Below are 11,570 nucleotides of genomic sequence, written 5' to 3'. Positions count from 1 at the left end.
CACAATCAGGGTCGCCGGCTCCACACGCTCGGGTCCACCGGGCCGCCGTCCTCCGGTACCGGTGCGGCCGGGCGCCGACCGTCCTCCGAATCGACCACCTCCAGCACCATCGGCGTCACCCCGGCGGACTCCGCCCCGGGCTCCCCCGGGTCCCGGTCCGCCGGCGGGGCCGACGGGCGGTCGAGCGCGGCCAGCAGCGGGGGCACCGCCAGCGCGCCCACGGCCGCCCAGACCGCGTTGGCCACCAGCAGCGTCCACGGCACCAGGGAGAGCGAGTCCTCGGAGCCGAAGTCCCGGGAGCGGAGGAGCGGACCGACCACGGACTCGGTGGACACCAGCGTCCCCGCGACCAGCATCAGCAGGCTGAGCCCGACCGCGTACACGGCGGCCAGCCGCAGCCGGTCCGCCGGGTCGAGCCGTCGCCGGAACGCCGTCCGGCCCAGCACCACCGCCGAGACCAGCGCGAGCAGGACGGACCAGCGCCAGTCGGCCCCCGCGGTGCCCGGGTCGAAGAAGGAGTACTCGTTCGCGTCGTACGGCCGCGTCCGCCAGTCCGGCACCCCGTCGGACGCGACGGAGCTGCCGGCCCGGAACACCGCCCCGGAGCCCACCCCGAGCAGCAGCAGACCGAGGTTGGGCAGGAAGGCGACCGCGGCACCGGTCAGGTCGCCGTCGGCCCGGACGGCGACCAGCACGAAGCCGGCCACCGCCGCCAGCGCCACCGAGACCGCCAGCGCGCGCCCGGCCGCCAGACCCGCGACCGCCCAGCCGCGCACCGCCCGGTTGCGCCAGGCCGCCCAGCGCAGCGCGTCCGTGCCGTGCACCGCGAAGGCGAGCAGGCCGGCGAGCAGGGCCGTCCAGGCGACCGCCTCCCACCAGCCGGCCGACGCGCCGTAGGTCGTCCGACCGAGCCCCTGGAGCGCGTCCGCGGAGTCCATGCCGAGGCCGCGGCCGCCGGGGTGCCACCGCGTGCCGCCGACCAGACCGAGCAGCAGGGTCGCGGCGGCGGCCACGACGGCGGTGCGCACGGCCTCGGCGGCCGCCTGCCGACGGGTCTGCTGCTCGCCGGTGCGCTGCTGCCGGCTGCGGGCGCCGACCCGCAGGCCGAGCCAGAGCGCGAGCAGCCAGAGCACGGTGACGGTCATCGGCAGGGCGCGGAACACCGACGAGCTCTCGCCCCACTCGGTGCCGAGGCTCAGCCGGTACGGCGCGCCGAGCGCACCCAGCGCCATGGCCAGCGAGCTGCCGAGGCGCTTGCCGAAGGGCGGCGAGTCGAAGGGGGCGGAGTAGTAGTCGCTCTCCGGGACGGCGGCGATCAGGGCGGCCAGCAGCAGGACGGCGGTCGGCGCCACGACCGCCCGCAGCGCCGGGCGCCAGTCGGCGCCGATCAGCCCGGCGAGCGCGGCGGGCCGGCCGGCGGCCGGGTCGTAGGGCCGGCCGGCACCCCACGGCCCGCCGACCGGCGGCGCCGGGGGCAGCACCGGCGGCGGCAGCACCGGCGGCGGCAGCTCCGGGGGCAGGGGTGCACCGGGTCCCGCCACCGGCGCTCCGGCGCCCGGCTTCGTCAGCGAGGGCGGGGCGGCCGGGGCAGGAGGGGCGGGCGGTGCGGCCGGCGGTGCCGGGGGCAGCACCGGCGGCGGCAGGTCCACCGGTCCGGCCGCACCCGGCCCGGTCGGCGGTTCGGCGGGCGGCGGAGGAAGAAGCGGCGGCGGCAGCAAAGGCGGGGGCAGCAAAGGCGGCGGCACCGTCGGCCGTCCGCAGGACGCGCAGACCGGCGTCCCTCCCGCCGAAACCGCGCCGCAGGATGCGCAGATGGCCATGGGCCGCGTCCCCCCGTCCGAACGAACGATCGCCTGGTCCCCCAGGGCGCCCCTTTCTTTCATCGGGCACGGACAGCTGTCAACCGGTCACCGTCCACGGACCGGACGGGGAGACGCCGGGGGCCGCGCCGCCCGGAGCGCGGCGCGACCCCCGGCCGTGCTCAGTCCCGCCTCTTCGGCACCTCGGGCACCGCCAGCAGCGGCAGCCGCAGGGCGCCGAACGCGTCCTCCGGCACCGCCGGTGCGACGGGCGCGACCGCGGCGACCCGGCGGTAGGCCTCGCCGGCGGCCGGCCGGGTGTCCTCCTCGCCCTTGTTGGGCCACATCGACATCGCCCGCTCGGCCTGCGCCGTGATCGTCAGCGACGGGTTGACGCCCAGGTTGGCGGAGACCGCCGCGCCGTCCACCACACTGATCCCGGGGTGGCCGTAGAGCCGGTGGTAGGGATCGACCACGCCGGTCTCCGGCGAGTCGCCGATCGCGCAGCCGCCGAGGAAGTGGGCGGTCAGCGGGATGTCGAAGATCTCGCCGACGCTGCTGCCGGCGAAGCCGTTGATCTCCTCGGCGAGCGCCTGCGCGCCCTGCTCGGCGGCCGGGATCCAGGTGGGGTTGGGCGCGCCGTGGCCCTGCCGGGAGGTCAGCGTGCCCTTGCCGAGGCCCTTCTCCTTCAGCGAGACGGTGATCGAGTTGTCCAGCGACTGCATCACCAGGCCGATGATCGTCTTCTCCGACCACCGGTGCTGGTTCATCGAGCGGCCGAAGGTCACCGGGTGCTTGACCGAGTTGCCGAGGTAGCGCAGCCAGCGCGGGATCCGCCCGCCACCACGCACCTGGGCGATCGAGAGCGCGCCCATCGCGTTGGAGCCCTTGCCGTAGCGGACCGGCTCGATGTGGGTGTTCCCGTCCGGGTGGATCGAGGAGGTGATCGCCACGCCCTTGGTGAAGTCCGCGCGGGCGCCGTACCGCCGGTCGGTGGTCTGCGCGCCCACCAGCGCCTCGGAGTTGGTCCTGGTCAGCTCGCCGAGCCGGGCGGAGATCCGGGGCAGGTGTCCGTCCGCCCGCATCCGGTGCAGCAGGTTCTGGGTGCCGTAGGTCCCGGCCGCGACCACCACCCGGGCGGCCGTGATGGTCCGCGCCCCGGCCTTGACCCGGTCGGTGGTGGAACGGGCGTCGGTGCGCCGGACGTCCACCGCGAAGCCCTCGCCCCGCTCCCGGATCCGGGCCACCGTGGTGAGCGGGTGGATCTCGGCGCCGCCCCGCTCGGCCAGGTGCAGGTAGTTCTCGGTGAGCATGTTCTTGGCGCCGTGGCGGCAGCCGGTCATGCACTCGCCGCACTCGACGCAGGACCGCCGGGACGGGCCGGCGCCGCCGAAGTACGGGTCCGGCACCTCCTCGCCGGGCGCCGCCTTCGCCGTGCCGTCGGAGTCCTTGCCGTCGCCGAAGAACACCCCGACCGGCGCCATGTGGAAGGTGTCACCGACACCCATCCGCTCGGCGGCGGCCCGGAGGTGGACGTCCGAGGGGGTGACGGTCGGGTTGAGCCGTACCCCGAGCATCCGCCGCGCCTGGTCGTAGAACGGCGCCAGCTCCTCCTGCCAGTCCGTGATGTGCTGCCACTGGCGGTCCTCGAAGAACGCCTTCGGCGGCACGTACAGGGTGTTGGCGTAGTTCAGCGAGCCCCCGCCGACCCCGGCACCGGCCAGGATCAGCACGTTGGCCAGCAGGTGGATGCGCTGGATGCCGTACAGGCCGAGCTTCGGCGCCCACAGGTAGTTGGCGACGTCCCAGGAGTTCCTGGGCAGTTCGTCGCGGTCGAAGCGGCGCCCGGCCTCCAGGACGGCGACCCGGTACCCCTTCTCGGTCAGCCGCAGCGCCGAGACCGAACCGCCGAAGCCGGAGCCGACCACGACCACGTCGTAGTCGAACTCCCGGCCGTCAGCCGAACCCACCATCTTCCTCTGCTCCTTCGGAAGTCGTTCACGAAACGGGGGCCGGCCCGGGGGCCCGGCTACTTGACGCGCAGCGCCTTCAGGATCCGCAGCCCGGCGGTCATCATCGCCGCGTACTGCTTGTCGTCCTGGCCGAACGCCGGCGCGAGCGGCAGCAGCCGCTGGCTCGCGATCGTCTGCGCCTCGGTGAACCGCAGGATGCCCTCGGCGCCGTGCCGCCGGCCGAGCCCGGAGTCGCCCATGCCGCCCATCGGCGAGGCGGCCGAACCGTAGGCCGCGCCGTACGCCTCGTTGACGTTCACGGTGCCGGTCCGCAGCCGGGCGGCGATCGCCCGCCCGCGCCGCACGTCCGTGGTCCAGACGCTGGAGTTGAGGCCGTACGGGGTGGAGTTGGCGGCGGCCACCGCCTCCTCCTCGGTGTCGAAGCGGTAGACGGACACCACCGGCCCGAAGGTCTCCTCGCCGCAGACCGCCATGTCCGGGGTGACGCCCTCCAGGATGGTCGGCTCGTGGAAGAACGGGCCGAGGTCCGGCCGGGCCTTCCCGCCGGCCAGCACGGTGGCGCCGGCCTTGACCGCCTCCTCGACGTGCCGGGTGGTGGCCTCCAGCTGGCGGCCCGAGACCAGCGAGCCCATGTCCGCCCCGTAGGCGAGGCCGCCGCCGAGCCGCAGCGCGCGGGTGCGGGCGGCGAACTTGGCGAGGAACTCGTCGGCCACCGAGCGGTGGACCAGCAGCCGCTCGATCGAGATGCACAGCTGGCCGGCCGAGGAGAAGCAGGCCCGGACGGCGCCCTCGGCGGCCTTGTCGAGGTCCGCGTCGGCCAGCACCAGCAGGGCGTTCTTGCCGCCGAGTTCGAGCGAGGCGCCGACCAGCCGCTCGGCGGCCCGCCGGGCGACCTCGCGGCCGGTGCGGGTGGAGCCGGTGAACGAGACGTAGTCGGCGTGCTCGACCACGGCCGGGCCGATCACCGGGCCGTCACCGATCACGATCTGCCACAGGTCGGCCGGCAGCCCGGCCTCGATCAGCAGCTCACGGGCCCAGAGCGCGGTCAGCGCGGTCTGGGTGTCCGGCTTGTTGACCACCGCGTTGCCCGCGACGAAGGCCGGCAGCGCGTCGCCGACCGACAGCTCGAACGGGTAGTTCCACGGCGAGATGTGGCCGACCACGCCCTTGGGGCGGCGGGCCTCGACCGCCTGGGTGAACAGCGGCACCGCGCCGAGGTGCCGCTTGTCGCGCAGGTAGCCGTGCGCGGACCGGCCGTAGTGGCGGGCCGCGATCGCGACCGCGAGCACCTCCTCGAAGGCGTGCAGCCGGGCCTTGCCGGTCTCCGCCTGGATGAGGTCGAGCACCTCGTCCTGCCGCTTGATCAGCAGGTCGTGGAAGCGCAGCAGGACGGCGGCGCGCCGGCGGACCGGCAGCGCTGCCCAGGACGGCTGCGCGCGGCGGGCGAGCTCGAAGGCGACCTCGACGTCGGCGGGGGTGGACCGCGGCAGGCCGGCCAGCCGTTCGCCGGTCAGCGGGGCGACGGTCTCCACCACGCTCGGCTCGCCGGTGGCGGTGACACCGGCGGCGAGGCGGTCGACCAGTGACGGGGGCACGGCCGAGGCGACGGTGCGCCCGCCGCCCGGGGCGGCGGGGTTGCGGCCCGGCGCGCCGGGGCCCGCGGGATCGGTGGCCGTGGCAGCTGCTGTGAGGTCCGACATAGGGCGCAGCCTAGGCGCTCGGCGGCCGGTGCGGTACCCGTCGGTAACAAGAAACCCCCGTGCGGGTGCGGGCCCCGCGGATCAGCGGCGGCCCGCGGCGGTCAGCGGGTCGGAGTGAAGTAGTGGAGCACCGCGTTGAACCGCTGCTCGGCCTCGTTCCACTCGTTGCCCCGGTCGAAGCTGGAGGAGTAGATCGCGTAGCTGGTGCCGTCCTCGTCGATGAACTCGGCCTCGATCGCCCGGCGGCGGCCGCCCTCCTTGGCCAGGTAGCTGAACTCCCAGACCGCGGCCTCGTGGCCGTTCACGGCGACACCGGTGAGCCGGTGCTGCTTGTACTCCTTCAGCGACTTGGAGACGGTGCTCTCCATCTGCCGCATGTGCTCCAGCGGCCGGACCGACTGGCCCACGGTGACGGCGAACTGCAGGTAGTGCGCCTTGTTGTCGGGGCTGTAGTAGATCTGGTTGTCCGGCGTGCTGGAGCGCTGCCAGGCCGGGACGGTCACCGGCAGCGGGAAGCGGAAACCCGCCGGGTCGTCCACCCACTGGTAGCCGCTGGGCGCGGGAGTGCCGTCGGCCGGGGCGGTCGGCGGCGGCCCGACCGTGCCGGGTACCGGGCCCTGGGTCGGGGCCGGGTCGGAGCGGTCGGGGTTCTTCGCCCGCTGGTGCCGGACCAGGTAGAGCGCACCGGCGGCCAGCACCGCCAGGCCCACCACGATCGCGAGCGCCCGCAGCACCCTCCGACGCCTGGCCGGCCCGCGCGCGGGCGCATCGGTGTACGACACCGGCGTGACCGGTCCGGTGGGCGCCCCCTGGTCGCTCTCCGGCGCCGGGTCGGTCCCGGGGGAAGGCTCCGTCGGGGGCTCCTCCGCCCGCTCCGTCGCCGTCCGGTCCGATGCCGTCCGGTCCGGTGCGGCCCGCTCCGTCGTCGTCCGGTCGGACGCGGCCCGGGCCCGCGGCACCGTGAGGGCCTCCGCGCCCTCCGCCGACGCCGCCCCGACCCCAGCCCCGTCCTCGTTACCGTCCTCCGGCCCGTTCTCGGACTCCTCCTCGGACCCGTGCTCGGAGCGGTCCTCCGACCGCTCCCCCGGCTGGCCCGCCCGGTCCACCACCGGCACCGACTGCGTCGGCGTCCGCACCGGCGCGACCGGCTTGAGCCCGACCGTGTGCCCGGCCTGCACCTCGGCCAGCATCCGGGCCACCTCGTCCGCGCTCGGGCGCTCGTCCGGGTCCTTCGCCATCAGCGCGGCCAGCACCGGCCCCAGCGGCCCGGCCCGGCGCGGCTCCGGCAGAGGGTCCCCGACCACCGCGGCCAGCGTGGTCAGCGGCGAGGTGCGGCGGAACGGCGAGTCGCCCTCCACCGCCGCGTACAGCGTCGCCCCCAGCCCCCACAGGTCCGAGGCCGGGCCCGGCCGCTCGCCCTGGGCGCGCTCCGGCGCCAGGTAGTCCGGCGAACCGACGAGATCGCCCGGCCGGGTCAGTTCGGCCGAGCCCTCGTACGTCGCGATGCCGAAGTCGAGCAGCACCGCCCGGCCCGTGCCGTGCTCCAGCAGCACATTGGCCGGCTTCACGTCCCGGTGCAGCACTCCCAGCTGGTGGCCCCGGTGCAGCGCGGCCAGTACCTGGCCGCCCACCTCGGCGGCGGCGCGCGGCGGCAGGGTGCCGTCCTGGCTGATCACGTCGGCCAGCGAACGGCCGTCGACCAGCTCCATGACGATCCACGGCCGGCCGTCCTGCTCCAGCACGTCGTGCACGGTGATCACGCCGGGGTGCTTGATCCGGGCGGCCGCGGCGGCCTCCCGCTTCATCCGGGCGTGCAGGATCTCCACCTCCTCCTCGGGGAGGTGGCTGACGGTCAGCTCCTTGACCGCGACCTCACGGTCCAGCATCCGGTCCCGGGCCCGCCAGACCGTGCCCATCCCGCCGCGGCCGAGCCGCTCGCCCAGCTCGTAGCGACCGACCAGCAGCCGCTCCCCCTCGGCCGACCCCGGCCGGTCCTGCGCGCCCATCCGCGACCGCTCCCCCTCATTCACCTGCCGTCACGCGACGGAGGGCCCGGTGCAGACCACTCGGTGCAGACCACTGAATCGAACAGATTCCACGGACACCCTAGGCGTCCGGGGTGCCCCCGGGTAATCTCCCCCGCCCACCGTTCCGGCGACCATGTTCCCACCGGCCCCGTCAGCCTGCGAACAGCACCACGGCCGCCACGCCGAGGACCAGCAGCAGGAACACTCCGCCGACCAGGAGCGGCCCCAGCAGCGCCGGCGGGATCCGCGGCGGCCGGGCCGCTCCGGCCGCCTCCGCCCGCACCGTTCCCGCCTTCGCCGTCCTCCCGTGCCGGTCCCGCGACCCGCCCCCGCCACCTGCGGCCTTCGCCCGGCGGCGCCGGGCCCGCCCGGCCGGCCGGGGCCCCGGAACGCCCGGCGCGCCGGCCGCCCCCGGCCCGTCCACCGGCTCCGGCGCACGGGCCAGCAGCTCCGCCAGCTCCAGCGCGATCTCCGCGGCCGTCGGCCGCAGCCCCGGGTCGGACCGCACCAGCCGCTCCACCAGCGGCCCCAGCGGTCCGCACGCCTCGGCGGGGACCCGCCGGCCCTCCCGCACGGCCGTCACCAGCTCCGGCACCCCGCCCTCCGGGTACGGCGCCCGCCCGGTCGCCATCCGGTGCAGCAGCACCCCGAGCGCCCAGCAGTCGCCGGCCGGGCCGCCGTCCAGCGGCCAGCGCTCGGCCACCGGCCCGACCAGCGCGGCCCGCACCTCGTACCGCCGCCGCCCGCCCGGACCGCCCAGCTCCTCGGCCAGCGCCTCCTCGGCCACCCCGGGGAGCAGCCCGCCCAGCAGGGCCGCGCCGTCCTCGCCGACCAGCACCGAGGCTGCCGTCACGTTCCCGTGCACCAGGCCCGCGCCGTGCAGTGCCCGCAGTGCCCCGGCGAGGTCGGCCGCCACCTCGGCCGCCCGGTACGGCGGCAGCGGGCCGGCCCCGAGCAGCGCGTCCAGCGGCTGTCCGGCGGGCCGTTCCTCGACCGTCCACAGCAGGTCGCCCTCGACGAACGCGCCGGCGCCCTGGAGCAGTCGCGCGTGCCTGGGCGCCGCGGCGCCGACCGCCGCCACCCGCCGCACCAGCCGCTCCCCCGGCTCCGCGGCGGCGACGTCCGGCTCCTGATCCCCGATCAGCACCGCGGGCAGCTCGAGCGCGCGCAGCCGCACGACGTCACCGGTCCGCTCGTCCGCGGCGAAGGCGCCCAGCGCCTCCAGGTGGTCCGTCAGCCGGTAACGCCCCGCCAGCACCTGCCCCGGGCCCGCTCGCATGCGTGTTCCTCTCCGCTCGCCGTTAAGCCTAGTTGTCTGCGGAAGGCACCGCCCGGGTCCCCCGGATTACCCTCGGTCCATGGACTGGAGCGATCTGATCGACGGGGCCTTCGACGTGGCCGGCAACAGCAGCGGTGACCACCGGGCCGCGGCCCTGCGCACGGTGGAGGCGAACGTCGCCCCCGACGAGAAGCCGATCGCCTCCACGGCGGGACGCCACCCCGACCACTTCCGCAAGGGCGTCCTGGTTCTGACCACCCACCGGCTGCTCTTCCTCAAGGACGGGAAGCCCCCGGTCCCGGTTCCGCTCGCCGCCGTCACCGACGCGACCGTCACCAGGACCCGGATCAACGGCGAGGTGCTGCTCGTGGTCGCGCTGACCGGCTCGCACCGCTTCGAGGACGTGGTCAAGGCCGAGGTGTTCGCCGAACAGCTCCGGGCCGCCGCCCGGCTGGCCCGCGAGGGCTCCCGGAAGGAAGCGCTCGCCGCTGCCCCCGCGGCCCCCGCCCCCAGCGGCGCCGACCTGCTCGACCAGTTGGAGCGGCTGGCCGCCCTGCACACCGCCGGCGCCCTCACCGACGAGGAGTTCACCCGCGCCAAACAGCGCCTCATCGGGTGACCGAACGGGCACCCGCGCGGCGCGGGCGGGTGCCCCCCACCGCCCCGCCCTACGGCGCGGGCTGGAAGGTGTCGAACGCGGTCTGCCGTGCCTGCGCGTTCGGCGCCGCCGCCCAGTCCGCGTCCGGCGTGGTCCAGTAGATCGCGTAGCCGTACTTGGCCGGGGAGCCGGTGACGAAGCCCCGGTTCAGCGAGTGCGTCCTGGGGGTGCCGTTGGTCCACTCCCAGTCGGCCGCGTTGGTCCACTCCCGGTAGGCGACGGACTGCAGCTGCACCCGCTGGTAGTTGCTCACCTGCCCGCGCAGCCCCGGCTCGGAGGCCTGCCAGTCGGCGAGCGCGCTCGCCCCCGGCGTGGTCGTCCACTCGACCCGCAGGGTGCTGCCGTTGCCCTTGAAGGTGCGGCGGTTCGCGTCGGAGCCGGTCGGCTGCAGCCAGTCGGGCAGCACGATCGAGAAGCCGGACGGGTCCTTGTACTCGTGGAACCCGGCCGGCACGACGGCCCCGGCCGGGGGCGGCGCAGGGGTCGGGGTCGGCGTCGGCGTGGCGCTGGGGGTCGGCGTGGGTGTGGGCGTCGGCGTCGGCGTGGCCGCCGGGGCGGCGGTCGGCGCGGGCGGAGCGGCCTCCCCCGGGCCGGTGGTCTCCGGCACCGTCGCCGGCGCGGCGCCGTCCGCGCCGTCGTCCGTGACCGCCGCCACCGGCGCGGTGCCGCGCGCGCCGTCGGCCGAGCCGTCCTCGGAGCCGCCGAACGCCTGCAGCAGCACGATCAGGCCCGCGATCAGCAGCAGCACCACCACCGCCGTGGCGACGGCCAGCCGCCGCCGGCCGGTGCGCGGGTCGGCCCCGGCGGCCTGGGTCGCACCCAGCGTCCACTCACTGGTGACCGGCCTGGCCGCCTCGGCCGAGGTCTCCGCGCCCCCCACCGGGACCGGCCCGTCCCCCGCCGGCTCCGGGGCGGCCGGTACCACCGGCGTCTCCCCGCTGCCGGCGTCCCCGGACCGGCTGCCCACCCGGACCGTCCCGAACAGTCCGCCGACCGGGGGCTTCCCGCCGCCCTTGCCCGCGGCCGTGCCGCCGTCCGCCCCGGTGTCGCCCGGGTCGCCGCCCGCCACCGGCACCGCGTGCTCGGTGGTCGACTCGGCCCGCGCGGTCGCCTCCGCGACCACCCGCTTGAGCATCGACCGGGTCTGCGGGGCGGTCAGCCGCTCCGCCGGGTCCTTGGCCAGCAGCCCCTCGACCACCGGCCGCAGCGACCCGGCGTTCACCGGCGCGGTGAGTTCCTCCGTCATGACCGCCGTCAGGGTGGCCAGCGCCGAGCCCCGGTCGTACGGCGGCCGGCCCTCGACCATCGCGTACAGCGTGCCGCCCAGCGACCACAGGTCGGCCGGCGGTCCGGGCTTCTGCCCCTGGGCCCGCTCCGGGGATATGTACGAGGGAGCGCCGACCAGCATGCCGGTCGACGTCACCGAGGAGTCCCCCTCCACGCTGGCGATGCCGAAGTCCGTGAGCACGACCCGGCCGTCCTCGCCGATCAGCACGTTGGACGGCTTGACGTCCCGGTGCAGGATGCCGTGCGCGTGCGCGGCGCTCAGCACGCCGAGCACGTCCAGCGCGATCTCCGCCGCCCGGGCCGGCGCCAGCGGGCCGTCCTCCCGGATGACGTCCGCGAGCGAGCGGGACTCGACCAGCTCCATGACGATCCACGGCCGGTCGTCCTCCTCGACCACGTCGAATACGGTGACCGCCGAGGAGTGCCGGATCCGGGCCGTCGCCTTGGCCTCGCGCAGGGTCCGGACGATCAGCCGGTGCTTCTCGTCCTCGTCCACGCTGGCGTTCATCCGCAGTTCCTTGACCGCGACCGTCCGGCCCAGCATTTCGTCCTCGGCGCGCCACACTGTGCCCATGCCACCACGACCGAGCACCGCGTCCAGCCGGTAGCGTCCGGCCAGGAGGCGGCCGGTGGAACCCTGCGCCTGGGTCATTCGGAACGTTCCCCCATGTGCTGCTGGCGGTCGTGATGACGGCACGTCGGACCGGCGTCGGGCCCGAACGCCCAAGCCTCCATCATCCCCTGTCCCGCGCGCGCCCGGCCACCCGGCCCCCGGCCACCCTGGTCCGCACCCCCGGCCGGGGCGGCGCTCCGTGCCCGATCTGTGATCGAAAACTCTGTCCGGCCG

General features: G+C 76.0%; 7 protein-coding genes. 1 reads left to right on the top strand and 6 read right to left on the bottom strand.

Features of this window, described 5'->3' with window-relative positions:
- Positions 1-5: 5 nt before the first annotated feature.
- The 5 genes from BLU95_RS23535 to BLU95_RS23515 form a co-directional block, all read right to left on the bottom strand.
- Positions 6-1,541: a hypothetical protein gene (locus tag BLU95_RS23535; protein ID WP_159424976.1), complete on the bottom strand. Its 1,536-nt coding sequence runs from the start codon at positions 1,539-1,541 to the stop codon at positions 6-8.
- Between the two features lie 440 nt (positions 1,542-1,981).
- A complete protein-coding gene (locus BLU95_RS23530) occupies positions 1,982-3,772 on the bottom strand; it encodes a GMC oxidoreductase (protein WP_093861748.1) in 1,791 nt (596 codons plus the stop codon).
- A gap of 56 nt (positions 3,773-3,828) precedes the next feature.
- Positions 3,829-5,472: a succinic semialdehyde dehydrogenase gene (locus tag BLU95_RS23525; protein WP_093861747.1), complete on the bottom strand. Its 1,644-nt coding sequence runs from the start codon at positions 5,470-5,472 to the stop codon at positions 3,829-3,831.
- A 101-nt stretch (positions 5,473-5,573) separates the two neighbouring features.
- Positions 5,574-7,478, bottom strand: a complete 1,905-nt coding sequence (locus BLU95_RS45200; protein WP_286158575.1) for a serine/threonine-protein kinase — start codon at positions 7,476-7,478, stop codon at positions 5,574-5,576.
- 172 nt (positions 7,479-7,650) lie between these two features.
- The gene (locus tag BLU95_RS23515) at positions 7,651-8,778 is read right to left on the bottom strand and encodes a protein kinase family protein (RefSeq protein WP_093861746.1); all 1,128 of its coding nucleotides are present in this window, start codon (positions 8,776-8,778) and stop codon (positions 7,651-7,653) included.
- Positions 8,779-8,857: 79 nt separating this feature from the next.
- Here BLU95_RS23515 and BLU95_RS23510 point away from each other — a divergent pair, with 79 nt between their 5' ends.
- On the top strand, positions 8,858-9,397 hold the full coding sequence (locus BLU95_RS23510; protein WP_093861745.1) for an SHOCT domain-containing protein: 540 nt from the start codon (positions 8,858-8,860) through the stop codon (positions 9,395-9,397).
- 49 nt (positions 9,398-9,446) lie between these two features.
- Here BLU95_RS23510 and BLU95_RS23505 read toward each other — a convergent pair whose 3' ends face one another.
- Positions 9,447-11,375, bottom strand: a complete 1,929-nt coding sequence (locus BLU95_RS23505) for a serine/threonine-protein kinase (protein ID WP_093861744.1) — start codon at positions 11,373-11,375, stop codon at positions 9,447-9,449.
- Between the last annotated feature and the right edge of the window lie 195 nt (positions 11,376-11,570).

The sequence above is a fragment of the Streptomyces sp. TLI_053 genome (genome assembly GCF_900105395.1).
Lineage (GTDB): Bacteria > Actinomycetota > Actinomycetes > Streptomycetales > Streptomycetaceae > Kitasatospora.
Note: the sequence above shows the minus strand (reverse complement) of the source record. Positions and strands in the feature narration are given on the sequence as shown.

Excerpts from the sequence above, each read along its gene's own strand:
- BLU95_RS23510 (WP_093861745.1), top strand. The coding sequence starts at position 8,858 with ATGGACTGGAGCGATCTGATCGACGGGGCCTTCGACGTGGCCGGCAAC.
- BLU95_RS23525 (WP_093861747.1), bottom strand. The coding sequence starts at position 5,472 with ATGTCGGACCTCACAGCAGCTGCCACGGCCACCGATCCCGCGGGCCCC.
- BLU95_RS23530 (WP_093861748.1), bottom strand. The coding sequence starts at position 3,772 with ATGGTGGGTTCGGCTGACGGCCGGGAGTTCGACTACGACGTGGTCGTG.
- BLU95_RS23505 (WP_093861744.1), bottom strand. The coding sequence starts at position 11,375 with ATGACCCAGGCGCAGGGTTCCACCGGCCGCCTCCTGGCCGGACGCTAC.
- BLU95_RS45200 (WP_286158575.1), bottom strand. The coding sequence starts at position 7,478 with ATGGGCGCGCAGGACCGGCCGGGGTCGGCCGAGGGGGAGCGGCTGCTG.
- BLU95_RS23515 (WP_093861746.1), bottom strand. The coding sequence starts at position 8,778 with ATGCGAGCGGGCCCGGGGCAGGTGCTGGCGGGGCGTTACCGGCTGACG.